At 43.8% G+C, this 19,667-nt stretch carries 20 protein-coding genes, 1 tRNA gene, 2 pseudogenes and 1 other annotated feature; of the genes and pseudogenes, 20 read left to right on the forward strand and 3 right to left on the reverse strand.

The genetic code is table 11. From position 1 onward, the window contains the following. Positions 1-473 precede the first annotated feature (473 nt). Entirely contained in the window at positions 474-923 is a 450-nt protein-coding gene (locus DP114_RS29190) for a type II toxin-antitoxin system RelE/ParE family toxin (RefSeq protein ID WP_169262942.1), read from the forward strand. A gap of 14 nt (positions 924-937) precedes the next feature. Next, positions 938-1,120: a hypothetical protein gene (locus DP114_RS29195; protein WP_169262943.1), complete on the forward strand. Its 183-nt coding sequence runs from the start codon at positions 938-940 to the stop codon at positions 1,118-1,120. Between the two features lie 54 nt (positions 1,121-1,174). Here the strand turns inward: DP114_RS29195 and DP114_RS35900 are convergent, their stop codons facing one another. After that, positions 1,175-1,300: a hypothetical protein gene (locus DP114_RS35900; RefSeq protein ID WP_256379292.1), complete on the reverse strand. Its 126-nt coding sequence runs from the start codon at positions 1,298-1,300 to the stop codon at positions 1,175-1,177. Positions 1,301-1,451: 151 nt separating this feature from the next. On the opposite strand from DP114_RS35900, the pseudogene DP114_RS29205 reads away from it, so the two are divergent. Continuing rightward, a pseudogene (locus DP114_RS29205) lies at positions 1,452-1,784 on the forward strand (Uma2 family endonuclease); the annotation flags it as partial. Between the two features lie 10 nt (positions 1,785-1,794). Here DP114_RS29205 and DP114_RS29210 read toward each other — a convergent pair. Next, positions 1,795-2,337, reverse strand: a complete 543-nt coding sequence (locus DP114_RS29210; RefSeq protein ID WP_171977788.1) for a phycobiliprotein lyase — start codon at positions 2,335-2,337, stop codon at positions 1,795-1,797. Positions 2,338-3,221: 884 nt separating this feature from the next. Here DP114_RS29210 and DP114_RS29215 point away from each other — a divergent pair. From DP114_RS29215 to DP114_RS29230, 4 genes and pseudogenes are all read left to right on the forward strand, one after another. Then, complete coding sequence (locus DP114_RS29215) at positions 3,222-4,568, forward strand: efflux RND transporter periplasmic adaptor subunit (RefSeq protein ID WP_246162869.1); 1,347 nt, start codon at positions 3,222-3,224, stop codon at positions 4,566-4,568. A gap of 23 nt (positions 4,569-4,591) precedes the next feature. After that, positions 4,592-7,873 (forward strand): efflux RND transporter permease subunit, encoded by a 3,282-nt coding sequence (locus tag DP114_RS29220; protein ID WP_171977790.1) that lies wholly within the window; start codon positions 4,592-4,594, stop codon positions 7,871-7,873. 33 nt (positions 7,874-7,906) lie between these two features. Then, a complete protein-coding gene (locus tag DP114_RS29225) occupies positions 7,907-8,971 on the forward strand; it encodes a formylglycine-generating enzyme family protein (protein ID WP_246162871.1) in 1,065 nt (354 codons plus the stop codon). A gap of 300 nt (positions 8,972-9,271) precedes the next feature. After that, a pseudogene (locus DP114_RS29230) lies at positions 9,272-9,542 on the forward strand (efflux RND transporter permease subunit); the annotation flags it as partial. Positions 9,543-9,663: 121 nt separating this feature from the next. Here DP114_RS29230 and map read toward each other — a convergent pair. Then, the gene (map, locus tag DP114_RS29235) at positions 9,664-10,479 is read right to left on the reverse strand and encodes a type I methionyl aminopeptidase (RefSeq protein WP_169262948.1); all 816 of its coding nucleotides are present in this window, start codon (positions 10,477-10,479) and stop codon (positions 9,664-9,666) included. A gap of 123 nt (positions 10,480-10,602) precedes the next feature. On the opposite strand from map, the gene DP114_RS29240 reads away from it, so the two are divergent. The 13 genes from DP114_RS29240 (at position 10,603) to DP114_RS29305 (ending at position 19,179) form a co-directional block, all read left to right on the forward strand. Next, positions 10,603-10,791 (forward strand): ribbon-helix-helix domain-containing protein, encoded by a 189-nt coding sequence (locus DP114_RS29240; RefSeq protein ID WP_171977791.1) that lies wholly within the window; start codon positions 10,603-10,605, stop codon positions 10,789-10,791. Positions 10,792-10,898: 107 nt separating this feature from the next. Then, positions 10,899-11,363 (forward strand): carboxymuconolactone decarboxylase family protein, encoded by a 465-nt coding sequence (locus tag DP114_RS29245; RefSeq protein WP_171977792.1) that lies wholly within the window; start codon positions 10,899-10,901, stop codon positions 11,361-11,363. A gap of 10 nt (positions 11,364-11,373) precedes the next feature. Then, positions 11,374-11,787, forward strand: coding sequence for a hypothetical protein (locus DP114_RS29250; RefSeq protein WP_171977793.1), 414 nt, complete (start codon positions 11,374-11,376; stop codon positions 11,785-11,787). Beyond that, positions 11,784-12,704, forward strand: coding sequence for an RNA polymerase sigma-70 factor (locus DP114_RS29255; RefSeq protein ID WP_171977794.1), 921 nt, complete (start codon positions 11,784-11,786; stop codon positions 12,702-12,704). The genes DP114_RS29250 and DP114_RS29255 overlap by 4 nt, the downstream gene beginning before the upstream one ends. Positions 12,705-13,486: 782 nt before the next feature. Next, a complete protein-coding gene (gene rplS, locus DP114_RS29265; protein WP_169262953.1) occupies positions 13,487-13,849 on the forward strand; it encodes a 50S ribosomal protein L19 in 363 nt (120 codons plus the stop codon). A 147-nt stretch (positions 13,850-13,996) separates the two neighbouring features. After that, a tRNA-Trp gene (locus tag DP114_RS29270) sits at positions 13,997-14,069 on the forward strand. Positions 14,070-14,263: 194 nt separating this feature from the next. Further along, positions 14,264-14,488: a preprotein translocase subunit SecE gene (secE, locus tag DP114_RS29275; RefSeq protein WP_169262954.1), complete on the forward strand. Its 225-nt coding sequence runs from the start codon at positions 14,264-14,266 to the stop codon at positions 14,486-14,488. Next, positions 14,485-15,126 carry a transcription termination/antitermination protein NusG gene (gene nusG, locus DP114_RS29280; protein ID WP_169262955.1) on the forward strand — a complete coding sequence of 214 codons (642 nt, stop codon included), beginning with the start codon at positions 14,485-14,487 and terminating at the stop codon, positions 15,124-15,126. Before secE ends, nusG begins: the two co-directional genes overlap by 4 nt. A 6-nt stretch (positions 15,127-15,132) precedes the next feature. Beyond that, the gene (gene rplK, locus DP114_RS29285) at positions 15,133-15,558 is read left to right on the forward strand and encodes a 50S ribosomal protein L11 (RefSeq protein ID WP_169262956.1); all 426 of its coding nucleotides are present in this window, start codon (positions 15,133-15,135) and stop codon (positions 15,556-15,558) included. Positions 15,559-15,654: 96 nt separating this feature from the next. Beyond that, the gene (gene rplA, locus DP114_RS29290; protein ID WP_169262957.1) at positions 15,655-16,371 is read left to right on the forward strand and encodes a 50S ribosomal protein L1; all 717 of its coding nucleotides are present in this window, start codon (positions 15,655-15,657) and stop codon (positions 16,369-16,371) included. Positions 16,372-16,429: 58 nt separating this feature from the next. After that, positions 16,430-16,628 (forward strand) — a sequence feature (ribosomal protein L10 leader region). Positions 16,629-16,710: 82 nt separating this feature from the next. Further along, positions 16,711-17,304: a 50S ribosomal protein L10 gene (gene rplJ / locus DP114_RS29295; protein WP_171977795.1), complete on the forward strand. Its 594-nt coding sequence runs from the start codon at positions 16,711-16,713 to the stop codon at positions 17,302-17,304. 63 nt (positions 17,305-17,367) lie between these two features. Continuing rightward, positions 17,368-17,760 carry a 50S ribosomal protein L7/L12 gene (rplL, locus tag DP114_RS29300; RefSeq protein ID WP_169262959.1) on the forward strand — a complete coding sequence of 131 codons (393 nt, stop codon included), beginning with the start codon at positions 17,368-17,370 and terminating at the stop codon, positions 17,758-17,760. Between the two features lie 237 nt (positions 17,761-17,997). Then, complete coding sequence (locus DP114_RS29305) at positions 17,998-19,179, forward strand: ABC transporter permease (RefSeq protein WP_171977796.1); 1,182 nt, start codon at positions 17,998-18,000, stop codon at positions 19,177-19,179. Positions 19,180-19,667 lie beyond the last annotated feature (488 nt).

The raw sequence follows: 19,667 nt of genomic DNA on the forward strand, positions 1-19,667 counted from the left end.
GCGCACGCATTCGCGTTCGGCAGATCACCAAGCTTGCAAGTATTTTGTGCAGGTCATCTTCTGTATTCCATAGGTCACGATGAGAATACCGTCACTGGAGTTAGTCGGGATGGTCACAACACCAACAACCAGCCTCACCTTAGACAAGCGAAATTTGTTCAGTCGGGGAAGTGTCAAGCCCAGAGCGTTTCTCCCTGTTTGTGGTAAACCCGACGGAAGAATTGCGGTTTATCAAATATTGCTATGCAGAAAATTGACACTGAAGACAAGGCAATGTTATATTTGTTCCGTTAACCCATATTTGTCTAATCAAGTTACAACGTAAGTTGTGCTTGTGACTGGCAAACAAATAGTTCGTTGAGTTGTTTATCGAGGCTTAGTGTGACGATGACTTAGTTTATTTCTCCCATGTTATTCAGAAATTCCGAATCATAGGATTCGTGTGTCTGAATGTACAAAAAAAGGGGGAAAAAATGCTAAATCGCAGCCAAGTCAACAACCAGGGGAAAAACGCAAGCTTTAAGAAAACTGAAAAGTCTTCTCAGACCTTATGCGCCTTCCATGCTACGGAAGAAACAACAGAATGGTGCGTGGAGTATACTGACAAATTTGGCGCGTGGTGGGATACTTTGAGCGAGGAGGAACAAATCGACGTTACAGCCGTAGTCGGTTTACTTGAGAAGATGGGACCGACACTTCGCGACCGCCATAGCTCTAAAATCAATGGTTCCAAGCTTTCTCGCCTACGCGAATTGCGTATTCAGCACGCAGGTCGTCCTTATCGCGTACTTTATGCTTTTGACCCCAACCGTACTGCCATTCTCCTTGTTGGTGGAGATAAGACTGGAGATAATCGGTGGTACGAGAAGAATATCCCTGTAGCAGAGGCGCAGTATGCAGTTCATCTGCGTACTTTGAAATAGGGAGGTGAACTGTAATGGCTAAATCTTTTAAAATACTTCGAGCGAAAATGTCACCAGAAGCTCGCAAAAGAGCCGAGCAGAAGACGCAGGAACTTCTACAAGAAATAGAAAAACTTGCTTTAGAAACAGCGATCGCTTCCGAGGACAATCAGGAATCTTCGGGTAGACCACCACCGTCAATCCCTGGGGAAGCATAATTGTGTTTTGAGATCCAGTTACTGAGCTTGGGGTAAGAAATTTTACTTTTTCCTTTAACCCTTACCCAAAGCCCCTATCCCTTGCAGTATTGAGGCATCTACGACTGCTGCACTGTTTTCCTGCCAGCACTCCATAATCGCATCTATTAAATCTTGTTTCGATAAGTCCTTGCCAGCCACTTTTTGTGATAATCCAAGGACTCTGGCAACTTTTCGTGCAGTTCGTAGGCTTAAATTTGTAATTGTTTCAAGGGTACTTCTTTCAGATTTTCAATGGTGTCAATGATGGCATCAACGCTAGCATTGACAGAGTGAGTCACGCGATCGCCGATTTCAATTTGCAAATGGGGCACAGCGATAGCCTGATGCTGCTTGGGTAAAATTGGAACGATGGGAAGCACTAACTGCTGAGCAGCGTAAAAAATTCCCGCCACTGATGCCTGACTTTGTGATTGAACTGCGATCTCAGAGCGATCGCCTCAAACCTCTGCAAGATAAAATGCAGGAGTATCTAGAAAATGGTTTACGTTTGGGTTGGCTTATCAATCCTCAAGATGAGCAAGTAGAGATTTACCGAACTGGGTTAGCCATAGAAGTCGTTCAAACCCCAGGGCTTCTTTCTGGGGAAGAAGTTTTGCCAGGGTTTGAGTTACAAATAACATGAGAAATTCTTTCTAACTCTCCACTCTCTTCTCCAAATATTGGCCAATCATCACCTGTTCCCCAGCACGAGACATGATAGATTGGCGTGTGCGGTATTTGCTGCCAATCAGCTTTAACTCTTCGTCAAACACTGAATTGTTGTATTCAGTTCGCAAACACAATGTTTTGGAGTTGGGGAAGTAATATTGGGCGCTGATAGGTTTGGTTGTGGCAAAACCGCGATCGCGATACAACACATTCCCCAAAGCACCAAATATCGTGGAACCCTGAGATTCCTTCCTTCCCGTCACAGAATTCTCACTTTCCCAAATCACTTGGCTACCACAAATCAAACTAACTGTATCAGGTAGGTCGTGCATCTGAGCCAACTTTTGCAGTTCATCGCATCCCTGCATCAAAAACCGAATGGTGATCATACTCACCATTTCCTTAGTTTCTCCATCTGGTAGTGTGTAGTAGCGCCGTTCCGAACGCCACTTACCAACTGATTCTTGAAAAAATTCTGCCAGTAGAGATTCGTCAGCAGTTTGTGTAAATTTAATCTGTGATGTCACCGTTATTGTTCCTCGTATTAAGTCAACTTACAATCGTTTCGAGATTAACTACACCATCTCTGTCTTAAATACTAATTTTCTTTACTTTTCTTAATTTTATCTTGCTCTTATGAAAATTGTTGATAGTTTTGCTACATTCAAAAACGCAAGAATTTGTGTTTTTTTGACCAAACTAAGGGTGTAGGGGTATAGGGGGAAGAGGAAACCCCCCTAGTTGTTGACAACTATCTTAAGCAAGAAGCTGAGAAAGAACAGTTTAGTTTTTTCACAAAAACATTTTGTGGTTATTGTTGGAACTTATAGACAAAAAGCTTCGTCTACATAAACAAGGCTTATTTTTGCAGACATGAGTGCTTGTGCTGCTTACTGTTTTTTGATAAATCCTTAGACTTCTCTATCGTATAGAGTGTGGGTTTTGCGCTTACTAAGATGCCCTTATCGCAAAGCGTTTCTCTTTGAAACACGAGTCACACTCCTTGCGTAAAACTTCTGTACATAAAGCTGTCTCACCACCTTTTGGCTGTTTTAATCTGTAAAGTTTTCCTTTGGGACCAGATGAAATAGCTAACCCTTGGACAGAGTTAAGGAATCTTAAAAAATAGTTATAATAACTTCAAGAAAATTTGCATTCATAACATAGAAAAAATAAGATGTCCGGCAAAACTGCAGGAAGTAAGAGGGTTACTTTTGTTTTTTAAGTAATTATTTTTACTTAGAGTATGAAATTTTAGAGAACAAAACGACCCGGCTAACCTAAAACTGGCTGAGAGGGGAGTGTACAGATGATTTTGGAAGGAAATCAGCAGCGCAAAACAGCACACAAATTAACACGCGGTAATAGAGAAAACACAGACAGTTTTTTGAGACAGCCAATATTAAAAAAAATGCAAATTAATACAACAAAAAAGATTTTTATTGCTTCTATCCTAGGCGTGGGACTACTAACCGGTGGTTGCGGTTCGTTTCCAAATGAATCAGCAGAAGCTGAATCACAAAGTCCTAGAGGTAGGCAAGAGGCAGACAGTGGAGTCCCTGTGGATGCATCCATTGCCCGTACTGGTATGTTGCGAGAAGAGCCAGAATATACAGGTACGACTACACCATTCCGTACAGTGTCATTGCGATCGCGAGTCGAAGGGCAGCTTTTAGCGTTGAATGTGGATGTAGGTGACGCTGTTAAGCAAGGGCAAATCATCGCACAGATAGATGACGCCTTACTGAGAACCGCTCAAAATCAAGCAGAAGCAGAACTAGCAGCACTCAAGTCAGAAGTCGCACGGACAAACGCTCAGATTAGTAACGCCCGTGCGCAAGTAGAAAGATTAAGAGCTGAACTTGTGCAAGCGCAGGCAGACTCACAAAGACAGCAGCAACTTTTGAAAGAGGGGGCGATCGCCCAACAAGTAGCCCAACAATCACGCACCGAAAGCCTCACTGCAGCCCAATCACTCCGCGCTGCACAAGAGACAGTCCGCACAGAACAGCAAGCCCTCGCAGCTGCACAAGGTCGAGTCGTCGCCCAACAAGCTGTCGTTGCGGAAGCAAAAGAACGCCGCTCTTATTCAAAGCTAACATCTCCAGTGACTGGAGTCGTCTTAGAAAAGATCACAGAACCGGGAAATCTCCTGCAAGCAGGAAACGAAGTCGTCAGGCTTGGTGATTTTAGCCGTGTCAAAGTCGTAGTTCAACTTTCAGAATTAGAACTGGGCAAAATCCGCTTAGGACAATCAGTTAAAGTGCGTTTAGATGCCTTTGCAAACCAAACGTACACTGGACAAGTGACACGTATTTCCCCAGCTGCTGACACGACAGCTCGTTTGATACCTGTTGAAGTCGTCATTTCCAACAGCGACAGAAAAATTGGCAGTGGTTTATTGGCAAGAGTCAATTTTGAAACCCAGACACAAGCGCGAGTCATCATACCTGAGACAGCACTTCAAGGAAGAGATGGGGGAGCAAGGACAGATCAACAAAAACAGAACACAACAGCTTCTTCCTCTTCTGCCCAATCTCCAAATTCCAATCGTCAAGGGACAGTATTTGTTGTAGCCCAAACAGGTGAGAAAGCAACGGTGACAGAGAGAACTGTAACGCTTGGGGAAAGATCCGATGGCAATGTAGAAGTTTTATCTGGCTTGCAACCAGGAGAAAAATTTGTAACTCGTAGTGGCAAACCGTTGAAAGACCGCAGTATTGTACGTCTTTCTATTCTTTCTGAGCAACAATCATAAAGCAGTACTCACCACTTAGTATCATGCAGCAGGTAAACCAGACTAGCGGATTTAGTATTAGCGCCATTTCAATTCGCCAGCATATAGGCACACTCATGCTCACCGTGGCGGTAATTGTTGTTGGGATATTTTTTCTAACAACCATCCAAGTTGATTTACTACCATCAATTACTTATCCGCGGATTGGTGTGCGGCTGGAAGCACCTGGTATATCACCTGAAGTGGCGGTAGATGAAATCACTAGACCTTTGGAAGAAGCTTTATCAGCTACTGAGAATGTAGTGCAAGTTTTTTCCCGTACTCGTGAGGGACAGGTTAGCCTTGATTTATTTTTCCAGCCAGGAGGCGATATCGAGCAGGCTCTAAATGATGCGACTGCTGCTTTTAACCGAGGTAGAGGACAACTGCCAGATACGATTGAAGAACCGCGTATATTTAAATTTGACCCTTCCCAACAACCAATCTACGAATTGGCGCTGACATCTTCCTCACTACAAGGTAAAGATTTGCGGGTATTTGCAGATGAGGAACTGTCTCGCGAACTCAGTGTTGTACAAGGAGTTGCTTCTGTTGATATTTCTGGTGCTGCTGAAGAAGAAGTACGAGTACTTGTTGACTTAAACCGTTTGCAAGCTTTGGGTGTTGGGTTAACTGATGTACTCAATCAACTTACAGCCAGAAACCAAGATATATCAGGTGGTCGAATTTTAGGGAAAAATTCTGAACCATTAACCCGCACAGTGGGACGGTTCAAAAACGCAGATGAAATCAGCAACCTCTCCTTTCAAGTCTCCTCATCTTCATCATCCCCCTCATCCACATCATCCACCTCATCCACATCATCCCCCTCATCTCCTCCTCGCCGCGTTTATCTACGAGACTTCGCTGAAGTCAGTGATGGTACAGAAGAACAGCGAATCTTTGTTTATTTAAACCGTCAGCCAGCGGTGAAAGTTTCAATTCAAAAGCAGCCTGATGCCAATACAATCAACGTTGTAGATGGGGTTAAGAAACGAATTGAGCAATTACGAGGTTCTGGCTTAATTGCACAGGATATGGTTTTGACTCCCACAACAGATGAATCTCGCTTCATTCGTAATTCGTTGAATGATGTGATCACCTCAGCAGTTTCTGGGGCGTTGTTAGCAGCAGTAGCTGTGCTGTTATTTTTAGGATCAATACGGCAAACATTTATTATTAGTTTGGCAATTCCGCTGTGTACTTTGGCGTCGATCGCCTTAATGAAACTATTCGGCTTGACTTTGAATGTGTTCAGTTTAGCAGGTCTTACTTTAGGAATTGGTCAAGCCATTGATACCTCAGTCGTCATTTTGGAGAACGTTGCTGAAAAAACAGCCATGACTCCCAATCAAAAGGAGATGGAGAAATTAGCAGATAAAGAAATGGGGAAAAAACCCAATTCAAAATTCTTTATCGACACTACAATTGCAGCTTCCCAAGAAGTCGAATCTGCATTAATCGCTGCCACTGCAGCCAACTTAGTTTCTGTAGTTCCATTCTTGCTCATTGGCGGCTTTATCTCACTGCTATTTAATGAGATGATTCTGACGATTGGCTTCGCAGTCGCCGCTTCTTTGGTTGTCGCTGTCACAGTCGTACCGATGCTGTGTTCTCGACTTCTGGCAATACCTTGGTCTAGTCGTATCAGAGAGTTTTGGCTACTGCGCCAGTTTAATCACCGTTTTGAAGATGCAACAATCTTATACGGTAAGTTGTTAAAGAACGTTATACGTTATCGGATAATAGCCGTCACTATCGTTTTTCTGATTTTAGGCGGCGGCACCTTATTCATGGCAGGTCAAATTTCTCAAGAAATCTTACCACGCATCAATACAGGACAAGCCAATTTAAGAGTGCAGTTTCCTCCAGGTACACCTTTAGCAACTTCTCAGAAAGTTATGCAGGCTGTGGATGATATCTTGATGAAGCAGCCAGAAACTGACTATGTTTTCTCAACCGTAGGTGGTTTTCTCTTTGGTAGCAACACAACAGAAAATCCTTTGCGCGCCAGCAGCACTATCAATCTCAAACCAGATAAGGATGTTGAAAAATTTGTCCAAAAGGTTACTCGGGAATTTAACAAACTCAATTTAGCAGGAATTTTGCTGCGCTTGAGTCCTGGTCAGGTACGCGGTTTAATCTTGAGTAATACCCCAGCGCAAGGTTCAGAAGTTGATGTTATTCTGCAAGGTAACAATGAACAAAACTTACAGCAAGCAAGTAGGCAACTGCTGCAAGCTTTAGAAGAAAAGGCTACACTCGCTAGATTTCGACCAGATGCTGATCCGCGTCAACCAGAAGTACAAATTCGTCCTGACTGGGAAAGAGTTGCAACTTTGGGACTAACAGCGCAACAAATTGGTGAAACAATTCAAACTGCTATTGAAGGTTCAGTTCCCACGCAAATTCAACGCGGTAACCGCCTAGTTGATGTGCGTGTAGAGTTAAATCAAGAAGCAATTGAGCGTCCTTCTCAGTTACAAGGATTACCGCTATTTACACAAAATAACCAACAAGTCCGCCTTTCGGACGTTGCGCGTATTGAAGAAGGTCAAGCACCAGGAGAGGTTCAGCGAATTAACCAACGTCAAGTTTTTGTGATTGCAGGGAACTTAAGCGAGGGAGCTAGTTTGGGTGACGCGCTTGCACAAGTAAACGAAATAGTCAAGGGTATTAAGTTGCCTGATGGCGTTACAATTGTACCAAGTTCCGCACAGGAAACGAATCAGCAGTTACAAAACTCATTGAAAACTATGGGTGCGCTAGCGACGTTCTTAATTTTCGTCGTCATGGCTGTGCAATACAACTCGCTGATTGACCCTTTAATCATTATGTTGACTGTACCACTCGCTTTAGCTGGAGGGATTTTTGGACTTTACGTCACTAAAACAGCCATTGGTGCAACGGTGATAGTCGGTGCGGTGCTGTTGGTGGGTATTGTGGTGAACGCGGGAATTCTCATGGTAGAACTGGCAAACCAAATTCGTGAGGAGGAAGGTTGCGATCGCCGCACTGCCATTCTCAAAGCTGCCCCTCAACGTTTGCGTCCGATTATGATGACCACAGTCACGACTATCTTGGGGCTGTTCCCCTTAGCTTTGGGTATTGGCGAAGGTTCGGAGTTTTTGCAGCCATTGGGGATTGTTGTGTTTTTTGGGATGGCGATCGCCACATTGCTGACGCTGTTTCTCATCCCCTGTTTTTACATTCTGCTGCACGATGTACTGGGTGGGAAATGGGCAAAGCCGGTGTTCGGTAGGCTGGGTAAGTTGAGGAAATGGTGAGCCACTCCGTTGGGGTAACCAGCCTTTGTTGCTGTGACTCCCAAGGAGCTTGGTGATAGCTTAGATGAAATTGAAAAGCAACTTCAACCTGTATCGTTTCTATCTACAACCCGTGAGCCTAAAAGCATACAGAAAAAAGTAGGAAAAGCTATTGAAACTAAAAACACCTTACAAAACAAACAATATGATTTAAATGCGGAAAAAAACAAAGAACTCACAGCGCAACTTAAGCTCAAGCCCAGTCTTCGGAAGTATCGGTTTGAATATGCAGAAGTCGAACTTAAGTCCTCTAGACTATTCGGATTCGTAAAAAAACCAATCATCAACGCTCGTCGCAAGGAGGCTAGCTATTTTGTTGAAGATTTGGGTGGTGGAGTGGAATTGGAGATGATCGCCATTGCTAATGGAAATTTTTTTATGGGATCATCTGAACAAATAAATGCAAGTAGCTCAGAATATCCTCAACATCCGGTATCTGTTAATTCCTTTTTTATAGGGAAATATCCCATTACTCAAAAACAATGGAAAGCTGTAGCCTGCTTACCACAGATCAATCGCCCCTTGGTAGTTGATTGTTCTAAATTCAAGGGAGACAGCTATCCTGTAGAACAAGTTTGCTGGGACGATGCTGTTGAATTCTGCGATCGCCTTTCCCAAAAGACAGATCGCTACTACCGATTACCCAGTGAAGCTGAATGGGAATATGCCTGTCGTGCTGGGACTAAAACTTTATTTTACTTTGGAGATATTATTACTCCTGATTTAGCGAACTATAAAGATTGTGAAGATCTTAAATTTTCAAGAGGAGTTTTTCCTAATCAAACTACTCCTGTTGATAACTTCAAGTTTGCAAACACATTCGGATTATATGATATGCATGGGTTAGTTTGGGAGTGGTGCATGGATCACTGGCATAATAGCTATAACAAAGCGCCCAATGATGGTACGGCATGGCTCAATGATAGAGATAGCCAACTTCGTGTAATTAGAGGAGGTTCTTGGGCTGATCCTCCAGGAAATTGTCGTTCAGCATCTCGCAAAAAGGCTCGAATTGATGAACAAGGAACTTACCTCGGCTTTCGAGTAGTTTTTTCTTAAATAAATGTTCGCAAAAGAGAAACTAAATCGATATCGGTTGAAGTTGAATAATGGTTCGTCTACCTAAAGCAAAAAATGAAACTATCTAACCTTACGCTATTTGTAATAGTTTTAATTATTGCTGGAATAATTTTACTTGTAACTGGGAAGAAAAAAGAGAAAGAAACCAGCTATGTTCGTCCTTACAAAAAAACAATAACTGTCCCGGGACATTCTAGAAGCAAACCCAAAAACAAGAGGAAAAATCGTCGTAGCGGTAAACGATGAGACGATTAAAATTGCGATTCAAGCAAGCAGGCTCAACGTTTGCGTCCGATTATGATGACTACAGTCACGACTATCTTGGGGCTGTTCCCCTTAGCTTTGGGTATTGGTGAAGGTTCAGAGTTTTTACAGCCATTGGGGATTGTTGTGTTTTTTGGGATGGCGAATGCCTGCGGCACGCTACGCGAACGCCACAATGCTAACACTATTTCTCATCCCCTGTTTTTACATTCTGCTGCACGATGTACTGGGTGGGAAATGGGCAAAGCCGGTGTTCGGTAGGCTGGATAAGTTGAGGAAATGGTGAGCCACTCCGTTCTTTTCTCCACTCCTGCTTCTGTTGTTCTTCTTCCTCGGTGCTTGCAAGGGGATAGATACCGACACTACCGAACCGTATTGCCTGACTACCTGCTTGGTTTGACGAATTCCTAAACCTTTGTACGGTCAGTTAAGATTTCGTATCCATTGTCAGTCACAAGCAATGTATGTTCAAACTGAGCAGCTAAAGATTTGTCTAATGTGACTACAGTCCAACGGTCTGATAGAGTACGGGTCACTTTAGAACCAGCAGTCACAATGGGTTCGATTGTCAATGTCATTCCAGCTCGGAGTTTCACATTTGGCATTTCACGAGTACGAAAGTTGAACACTGAAGGTTCTTCGTGCATGTTGCGACCAATCCCGTGCCCAGTGTAGTTTTCAAGAACACTCAAGCCATGTGCCTCTACATAGTCTTGAACAGCGCCCGCAATATCCATCAGATACGCTCCTGCTTTGACTTGTTCAATTCCCTTGTAGAGTGCCTCTTCGGCAACCTGAATGAACTTTTCTGTCTTTGGGGGCACCTTACCCACGGCAATAGTGATACAAGAATCACCGTGAAAGTTCTGATAACAAGCTGCTGTGTCAACCTTCAAAACATCTCCAGAACGAATCATCCGCTTACAACTGGGGATGCCATGCACGGCTTCATGATTAATCGAAGCGCAGATAGAGCCAGGAAAGCCGTGGTATCCCTTGAAACTGGGTGCTGCGTCCATTTCTCGGATGCGTTTCTCTGCGTAAGCATCTAAGTCACCAGTCGTCATCCCAGGTTGCACTATTTGAGAAATCTCTTTGAGCACAGTTGCAACAATCGAAGCTGCTTGACGCATAATTTCAATTTCACGTTGAGACTTGACGCTGATACCACGACTTTGCCGTTGAGTAACGGGCTGGGTGAAGAGGTTATCAAGGATATTCATACCGAGAGAGGTAAAATTTAACTATGCTATTGTAGCATAGCTTAGCTTATATAAATATAAGACAATAAAAGCTATAGTAAAATGCTATGGTAAGTACTATCTACGCAATACATAAATTTTGAAATGGGCGGCAAAACTCTATTGTCTGGTGTAACAACCTACATTTCCCCGGAACTGAAAGCAGAGTTAGAGGCATGGGCACAAGAGGAAGAACGCTCTATTTCCTGGCTTCTTGCCAAACTGATTGAAAATAAACTTCAGGAACGACGACAAAAAGTATCACAAGCGTTGATTGCGGGCAACCAGGATTAGCGATCGCCCCCTCAGCAAAAATCTTGTTATTCTACCGGTTGTCACAACTATACGGTCTTCCTCGTCTAATTTAATGAGTCCTTTATGGAAGTAGACGAGGAGGAATTATGACGGTGCAAAGAATTGACCTAAAAACCGTTGAGCCTGCTGCCTATAAAGCAATGTTTGAGCTAGAGAAGTATCTTGCAGCAAGCAGGCTTAGTAAAACCTTGGTGGAATTGATCAAAATCCGGGCGTCTCAAATCAATGGTTGTGCCTTTTGCATCGATATGCACACGAAAGACGCTAGACATCACGGCGAAAGCGAGCAACGGATTTATGCGTTGAATGCTTGGCACGAAACTCAATTTTTCACGCCTGAAGAACGAGCCGTGTTGGCATTAACTGAGGCTGTAACCATGATTACGAAAAACCACGTTCCCAATGACGTGTATGAGGAAGTCAGTCATTATTTTGATGCCAACCAAATTGCACAAATCCTCATGGCAATTGTTGCGATCAATGGATGGAATCGAATAGCGATCGCCACACAGATGATTCCAGGTAGCTATCAGATACAAAAATCAGCCTAGGAGGTACATTATGACCCGTCGAATTGCATGGTATGGAACAGCAGCAGTCATTGTTCATACCATCGTTAATATTCTACATGCTTTAACACACGTATCGATTCCGGTTCCTGTCACTCCTAGTCAGGCAGTGTTTATTGTTACAGTTATCCTGACTGTTCCACTTGTGGCAATGGTACTGTTGTGGACACCATTGAGTCGCATGGGTGTTGTTCTATTGCTGGTTTCGATGTTGGGATCGCTAATTTTTGGCGTGTACAATCATTTCATTGCTATTAGCCCAGATCACATCTCTCAAATCCCACCTGGCAATTGGCAACTCCTATTCCAAGTCACGGCTGTCCTGCTTTTCCTCACTGAACTGTTAGGCTGTGGCGTAGGAGTGTGGGCAATACAAAAGCTACGAGATGAAGAGAGAATAGCATGAATCGGCTAGAGGAGTTCAACCAACATCGTCCTTTCCTGTTCTCAATTGCCTACCGAATGCTGGGCAGTGTGGTTGATGCAGAAGATATGGTGCAAGAAACTTTTCTGCGATGGCAGCAAGTGGCAGAAGACACCGTACAATCTGCCAAAGCGTATCTCTCCAGCATTATCACACGACTCTGCATCGACCACCTGCGTTCTGCCCGTGTCCAACGAGAGCAATATGTGGGACCTTGGCTTCCAGAACCCATTCTTACCGAACAGATGCCAGATCCAGCAAAGACAGTCGAATTGGTAGATACTCTCTCAACCGCTTTTCTCGTATTACTAGAAACGCTCTCGCCCTTGGAACGGGCAGTTTTTTTGCTGCGGGAAGTGTTTGATTATGACTATGACGAAATTGGACAAATTGTAGATAAAAGTCCAACGAACTGTCGGCAAATTGTGCGACGAGCAAAGCAGCATTTAACATCTAGGCGACCTCGTTTTGAAGTTTCATTACACAGCCGAGAACAGATGACCGAGAAATTCCTGCAAGCTTGCAATGTCGGAGACTTGCAAGGATTGATTGGTTTGCTAGCAGAAGACATTACCCTTTGGTCAGATGGTGGTGGTCAGGTGACAGCCGCATTGAAGCCACTACATGGAAGTGTTAAGGTTGCTAAATTCTTGCTGGCAATTCGGAGCAAGAAACTTGCAAATTATGTGTCTCGAATTGCTAAGGTTAATGACCAACCAGGCATTATTAACTATATTGGCGTTCGCGTAGGGGCTACTTTGCAGTATCATTTTCACAGTGTTATGACATTTGATTTTAAGGATGAGCGGATTCAATCTGTTTTTATTGTTGTGAATCCAGACAAACTCAAACAATTGGCTGACTCAAATATCAAATGTCAATTAGCACAGCCTCACTGAGTACACGTCGAACTTCAGGTTAAATATGGTATGTTACTGTCTTTTTTGATTGTGAAGATTGTGGGCGATCGCTGAAGATGATCGCAAAAGGTGATATTCTTTAATCTCTGACCATTTGTTGGTCTCCTGTATATTTTTGCTCCCGCGCCTTCGCTTCACCTGGCGCGGGATTTTTCTTTTTTACCTGCCCATCACCCGGCTTTCGCCATTACCTGGCAGTAGTCCCGCGCCTCCTCAACACAGAAAGTAACTTTTATATTCGAGGAAAGCGTGTGCCAAAACTTTGCGTGCGCGTTCGCCCTCTGGGCGTGCGCTTGCGCTTACGCATATCGCATTGGTGACAAAGCACGCGCTGTAACGATTGCAGCCCCCAGAGTTTGGGTTACTGGTGGTTAGGGAGAGGAAGAAGGGGTGTTAGGGTGTTAGGGTGTTAGGGGTAAGAGTATTTTACTTTCTTCCCCTAAATTTCGCTCATTGTGGAAACTAACTACACGTCACTATAAAAAGGGGTCGCAAATCAAAATTTTGACGACCCTAGACAAAGTTTATCCAACCAGCGAATTCCGTACCTCATTTATGGTGGGCTGTACTAACGAATAAATCATTTCCCCTACACCCCTACACCCCTGCACCCTTACACCCGCGCGTTCATTCCCCTACACCCCTACACCCTTACACCCCTAATTGTTGACGTTGTGGTTAAAAATTCTCTATTTTAAATGACTAGACTGTAAAGTAGTTATGGATTTATTATTGTTGATTGTGGATTTTTTTCCGGGACTATGAATACTCAAGAGATCATCCGCTCAATTGAAGCGGAACAACTAAAATCTAATTTGCCTGAAATATTTGTAGGCGATACTGTCAAAGTCGGAGTCAAAATTAAGGAAGGCGACAAATACCGCATACAACCCTATGAAGGAGTCGTGATTGGTAAGCGCAATGGCGGTATTAATCAAACGATTACTGTTCGTCGTGTTTTCCAAGGTGTGGGAGTTGAACGAGTGTTCCTTGTGCATTCTCCTCGCATAGACAACATCAAAGTCTTGCGTCGTGGTAAGGTAAGGCGTGCTAAACTTTATTATCTGCGTAAGCGTGTTGGTAAAGCTACCCGAATCAAGCAGCGTTTTGACCGCGCTTTATAATTCAACAAAGCAAGATATGGGAAGGGTTCAACAAAAAGCGGCAGCAGCCGCTCATTTGTTCCCTGAATCAAGCTCAAAGAAAAAAATTGCCAAGTTGTGTTAAAATGGGTTAGATTAAGTGCAATAACTGAATAAAAGCCAGCCTGTGCGCTCTTAGTTCAGTTGGTAGAACGCAGGTCTCCAAAACCTGATGTCGGGGGTTCAAGTCCTCCAGGGCGCGCTGTCACAAAAAAAACCCGAAAATTATGCAACATCTGCTAAAAGAGCAGCATGATTGAAAATTTCGGGTATAATTTTTGTGTGTACAGCTTATTGCTTCGTCGGACAAGTTAAGTTTGAATACTAAATCTTAACAAAAGGTAAAAATTAAGGCTTAACAGTTGTTTGTATCAGGAATAAGGGGAGAGAAGCGACGTGACTAAAAAAAACGAAGCAGAAATAACAGAGTCAAGCAATGGGTCTGGCGTAACGAACTTTGTAAATGGGATAAAAGAAGAGTTCGACAAAGTGGTTTGGCCCAGTCGCAAGCAGCTAGTGAGTGAATCAGCGGCTGTACTGTTAATGGTCACTCTCTCCGCATCTCTGATATTTTTGGTAGATAGATTATTTACTTGGGCAGCACAACAGGTGTTCGGATGAGTTTTGCAACAGACGGAGATTACAATGCGACGCTGCAGTCAGAGGATGCCGCAGATACAGCGTCAGAAGCTTCTCACGAAGCCCGCTGGTATGCAGTGCAAGTAGCCTCTGGCTGTGAGAAGCGTGTCAAGACAAACTTAGAGCAGCGGATTCAGACCTTCGATTTGTCTGAGAAAATCCTTCAAGTGGAAATTCCACACACACCAGCCGTAAAAATCCGTAAAGACGGTAGTCGCCAGCATACGGAAGAGAAAGTTTTCCCGGGCTATGTGCTGGTAAGGATGATGATGGACGATGATAGCTGGCAGGTAGTAAGAAATACTACTCATGTGATAAATTTCGTGGGAGCAGAACAAAAGCGTGGCACTGGCAAAGGTCGCGGTCACGTAAAACCAATGCCCCTAGGTCATACAGAAGTAGAAAGAATCTTCAAACAGACCAGCGAACAAGAGCCAGTCGTCAAGATTGACATGGCTACAGGTGATAAGATAGTCGTGCTTTCTGGTCCGTTTAAAGACTTTGAAGGTGAGGTAATTGAAGTCAGTCCAGAACGGAGTAAACTAAAAGCCTTGCTTTCGATTTTTGGACGGGAAACACCAGTAGAATTGGAATTTAATCAGGTTCAAAAACAGAGCTAAATAAGAATGGCGAAGAAAATCGTAGCGGTCATTAAATTGGCCCTAAATGCTGGTAAAGCCAACCCAGCACCGCCAGTGGGTCCCGCTTTGGGTCAACACGGCGTTAATATCATGATGTTCTGCAAGGAGTACAACGCCAAGACATCTGATCAAGTTGGAACGGTAATTCCTGTAGAAATCTCGGTGTTTGAAGACCGGAGTTTTACATTTGTCCTCAAAACTCCACCTGCATCAGTACTCATTACTAAAGCAGCAAAAATTGACAAAGGCTCCAGTGAACCTAACAAAAGAAAAGTTGGGTCAATTACTAGAGAACAATTGAGGCAAATTGCCCAAACCAAATTGCCGGATCTTAACGCTAATGATGTAGAAGCAGCGATGAACATCATCGAAGGCACTGCAAAAAACATGGGCGTAACAGTTACAGGTTAGTTATAAGTCCTTGGCTTTAGACAATTGACTTAGGACAAATGAAAAATTATTCGGGGGAGAGGTAAAGCCTCGCAATTCACCCCAGGAGAGAGAAAAATGGCAAAAAAACTATCACGCCGAATGCAGGCGTTACTAGGAAAAGTTGAAGAGAGGGATTATACACCCATAGAGGCGTTATCCCTTCTTAAAGAAACAGCAACAGCAAAGTTTCCCGAAGCTGCAGAAGCGCATATCCGCTTAGGCATTGATCCAAAATATACTGATCAACAGCTGCGAACAACAGTCGTACTGCCCAAAGGAACAGGACAAACAGTGCGAGTAGCAGTGATTGCAAGAGGGGAAAAGGTCACAGAAGCAACCAATGCGGGTGCTGATGTTGTTGGTTCAGAAGAACTAATTGACGAAATTCAAAAAGGTAGAATGGACTTTGACAAGCTTATTGCCACACCTGATATTATGCCTCAGGTAGCGAAGCTTGGTAAGTTACTTGGTCCGCGTGGTTTGATGCCGTCACCAAAAGGTGGCACAGTAACATTTGACTTAGGCGGTGCGATCGCAGAATTCAAAGCAGGTAAATTAGAGTTCCGAGCTGACCGGACTGGCATTGTCCATGTTATGTTTGGTAAGGTGTCGTTCTCACCAGAAGATTTACTAGTAAACTTGAAGGCGTTGCAAGAAACAATCGACCGTAACCGTCCTTCAGGAGCTAAAGGTCGTTACTGGCGCACAGTGTATGTCTCTGCCACAATGGGGCCATCAATTAGCGTAGATATTAACGCCTTACGCGATTTGAAACTCACAGAAGCAGCATAATATCGTTGTGTCATCGATTAGTACATGACAAACGACAAACAACTGAAGGTTGCTAACAAAATAAAATAGGCAATAGCCCAAGACAGCAGGTGCCATTGGCTTAATGTCCTGCCGAGGTTTTCGCCCCAATTGCTACCAGTGCCACGCATAACAAGCGTGAGTACTGCGGCATAAGGATGATAAGGTATACACGCACTGTATAAGGTGTCTATACCACTAAACCCCGGCTGCGAGAGCTGGGGTTTATTGTTTTTAAGCGATCACTGTCATAGTGGTCAGCAGTTGGCAAAAACCTAACAGCCAATACCTGAAAGCTGATTTGTTAAGGAGGTGAGATGGATGCCTAGAACGATAGAAGACAAAAAAGCAATAGTTACTGAACTCAAAGAAACTTTGAGTCAGTCTCAACTAGCACTGGTGATTGACTACCAAGGACTAACAGTTGCTGAAATCACAGACCTGCGGCGACGCCTGCGTCCCTCTGGTACTGTTTGTAAGGTGACTAAAAACACCCTGATGGGCATTGCCATTAAAGACGACGAAAAATGGCAAGTGTTGTCAGAATTGCTCAAAGGCTCTTCTGCCTTTTTGTTGGTTAAAGACGATTTCTCTGCAGCAATTAAGGCTTACCAAGATTTCCAAAAAGCCAGCAAGAAAACAGAAATTCGCGGCGGCGTTATGGAAGGTCGCCTGCTGCAAGAGCCTGATGTCAAAGCTCTAGGAGATTTGCCATCCAAAGAACAACTCATGGCACAAATTGCCGGAGCGATCAACGCCTTGGCTACCAAGATTGCTGTGGGTATCAACGAGGTTCCCGGTTCGCTGGCTCGTGCCTTGCAGGCTGTCGCTGATCAGGAAAAAGGCGGCGAATCTGAAAGCGCTTCTGACGCTGATCAGGAAAAAGGCGGCGAATCTGAAGAAAGTGCTTCCTAGTTAGTTTTAGTGCTAGGCAGAACAACTAACAAATAATTTATCAACATAACAGGAGTTATATCCATGTCTACTGCAACTGATGAAATTTTGGAAAAACTAAAAACCTTGAGCTTGCTGGAAGCATCTGAATTGGTGAAGCAAATTGAAGAAGCCTTTGGCGTCAGTGCTGCAGCACCAGTTGGAGGCTTTATGGCTGCTCCCGGTGGTGGTGCACCTGCTGCTGCTGAACCAGTAGAAGAGCAAACCGAGTTTAACGTCATTCTCGAATCAGTCCCAGCTGATAAGAAGATTGCTGTACTCAAGATTGTACGGGAATTGACAGGCTTGGGTCTCAAAGAAGCCAAAGACTTGGTAGAATCTGCGCCTAAACCAGTTAAGGAAGCGATCGCCAAGGAAGCTGCTGAACAAGCTAAGAAGCAGTTGGAAGATGCTGGCGGTAAGGCAACTGTCAAGTAGTTCATAATTTGTAATTCTTAATTACGAAAAGGCAGCAGTCCAGTAACCAGTTTGGTGTGGGCTGCTGCCTTTTTTTCATTGAGAATAAATCAACGCGGTATTATGGAAAATTACTTGGACAAACAAAAACCAGGGGTAACAAAAAATCTTTGCTTGAACGAGTTGAGAACTTGACTATCAAGTTTCAGTGTCCTAATTTTTTTATTCCGAATTTAAAATTTGTGCAAATCTACCGTTATGAGTCTTTCACCTCTAGACTTACTGAATATTACCTTTCGCTCCTTGGGTAAAAACCCTTTGCGTTCTGCCCTAACAGCTTTAGGAGTGTTTATGGGTGTGGCTGCTGTTAGTGCTACACTTCAAGTCGGTAACATCAGTCGGGCAGTTATTGGTCAACAACTAGCAAAACGAGGCGCACCTCAAGCCTCAATCTATCCAGAGTGGGATTCAGGTGGTCGAACCACCCCACTTAAATTGGAAGACATGGAATTCTTACAAAAACGGCTGGTGGGCTTGCGGGCAATCAGTGCTTTTAATTGGGCTGGTTCTCTGCCAACCATATTTCAGGATAAGGAATTAACTCCACCTATGTCACCTGTTTCCCAAGGTTTTTTGCTGACTTCAGGAAAAGCACTGGTCTCGGGACGATTCTTTAGCGCTGAAGATTTTGCCAGCTACCGACCAGTGGTTGTTATCGATAAACTGTTGGCAGAACAACTTTTCGGTGGGCACAAACCTCTGGGTCAGATGATTTACGCTGGGGACAGACCTTATGTAGTCGTGGGGGTAGTGGCGACAAGTCTGGATGAAAATGCACCTCCTAGTGGTCAACTTTATGTACCAATGTCTGTTTATAACGCCCTGACTGGTAGCCGCGATATTGGTAGTATCCAAATGCGTCCTTACAAACTCCAAGACGTGGAAAACTTGAGCAATCAAGCTGAGGAACTGCTAAAACAGCGATTCCCCAGTCAAAAATTTAAGTCTTGGAACAATGTATCAGACATCCTAGAACAGCAGAAAACCCTTGAGATGGCGTCCCAAGGACTTGCAGTGGTAGGAGTAATCGCGCTATTGGTTGGCGGTGTGGGGATTGCGAATATCATGATTGCTTCAGTGGCGGAACGAACCGCTGAAATTGGTTTGAGACGGGCAATAGGAGCAACCCAGCAAGAAATCATGCTGCAATTTATTCTGGAGGCTACGCTTTTGAGTCTGATTGGAGGAACTGTTGGTCTTGGGGTAGTGCATGGATTAACAATTGTAGTCACCAATACCTTTAACTTGCCCTACGAGTTTGACGGGTCCATTGCAAGACTAGCGTTGGGTTCAGCACTCGTGGTGGGGGTAGGAGCCAGTTTGACCCCCGCCCTGCGAGCAAGCCAAATCGATCCAGTCAAAGCCTTACGCTCAGAATAATTTCACGGTGATTTAGATTTTGGTACTGGGGAAGCTGTGCCTCTTGTTGAGAATCTTAACAATGTTTCAATTCATAATATTTCTTATTTAGCTACAGTTGCGGCGGATAGTATAGCAGTCGCCAGGTAGATTAGGACACGAACTAATGAGAAAACATGGTCACCAACAGACTTTCAAGTCTGTTAAGCGTTCCCTGCTATATTGGCAAATCCAACTTCGGGTGGGCAGTGGCTGCCCTAGAGATTAAGATTTTTAGTAATTTGCCAAGAACCTATCCGAACTGTAGTAATTTATATCCTTTTCTGTTTTTAGTTCTAACTAAAGCGTATTGATTTTTAACGTATTTATGCCTTGAAGTTGTGTTACACAACTTTACATAGAGACTGAGCAAATATCTGTTTTTAGAGCCATTGATCGCTATAGTGTTGAGAATTGTTAAAAATCAAAGTTTCAAGTAAAGTTTATTTTCTTTTCATGCGAAAAGAAAC

Source organism: Brasilonema sennae CENA114 (assembly GCF_006968745.1).
GTDB classification, from domain to species: Bacteria; Cyanobacteriota; Cyanobacteriia; order Cyanobacteriales; family Nostocaceae; genus Brasilonema; species Brasilonema sennae.

Bases quoted from the DNA above. Each gene is read 5' to 3' on its own strand.
- rplS (WP_169262953.1), top strand. From the start codon at position 13,487: ATGAATACTCAAGAGATCATCCGCTCAATTGAAGCGGAACAACTAAAA.
- DP114_RS29240 (WP_171977791.1), top strand. From the start codon at position 10,603: ATGGGCGGCAAAACTCTATTGTCTGGTGTAACAACCTACATTTCCCCG.
- rplL (WP_169262959.1), top strand. From the start codon at position 17,368: ATGTCTACTGCAACTGATGAAATTTTGGAAAAACTAAAAACCTTGAGC.
- rplJ (WP_171977795.1), top strand. From the start codon at position 16,711: ATGCCTAGAACGATAGAAGACAAAAAAGCAATAGTTACTGAACTCAAA.
- DP114_RS29190 (WP_169262942.1), top strand. From the start codon at position 474: ATGCTAAATCGCAGCCAAGTCAACAACCAGGGGAAAAACGCAAGCTTT.
- DP114_RS29220 (WP_171977790.1), top strand. From the start codon at position 4,592: ATGCAGCAGGTAAACCAGACTAGCGGATTTAGTATTAGCGCCATTTCA.
- DP114_RS29250 (WP_171977793.1), top strand. From the start codon at position 11,374: ATGACCCGTCGAATTGCATGGTATGGAACAGCAGCAGTCATTGTTCAT.
- DP114_RS29255 (WP_171977794.1), top strand. From the start codon at position 11,784: ATGAATCGGCTAGAGGAGTTCAACCAACATCGTCCTTTCCTGTTCTCA.
- DP114_RS29215 (WP_246162869.1), top strand. From the start codon at position 3,222: ATGCAAATTAATACAACAAAAAAGATTTTTATTGCTTCTATCCTAGGC.
- DP114_RS29305 (WP_171977796.1), top strand. From the start codon at position 17,998: ATGAGTCTTTCACCTCTAGACTTACTGAATATTACCTTTCGCTCCTTG.
- map (WP_169262948.1), bottom strand. From the start codon at position 10,479: ATGAATATCCTTGATAACCTCTTCACCCAGCCCGTTACTCAACGGCAA.
- DP114_RS29195 (WP_169262943.1), top strand. From the start codon at position 938: ATGGCTAAATCTTTTAAAATACTTCGAGCGAAAATGTCACCAGAAGCT.
- nusG (WP_169262955.1), top strand. From the start codon at position 14,485: ATGAGTTTTGCAACAGACGGAGATTACAATGCGACGCTGCAGTCAGAG.
- rplK (WP_169262956.1), top strand. From the start codon at position 15,133: ATGGCGAAGAAAATCGTAGCGGTCATTAAATTGGCCCTAAATGCTGGT.
- rplA (WP_169262957.1), top strand. From the start codon at position 15,655: ATGGCAAAAAAACTATCACGCCGAATGCAGGCGTTACTAGGAAAAGTT.
- DP114_RS29245 (WP_171977792.1), top strand. From the start codon at position 10,899: ATGACGGTGCAAAGAATTGACCTAAAAACCGTTGAGCCTGCTGCCTAT.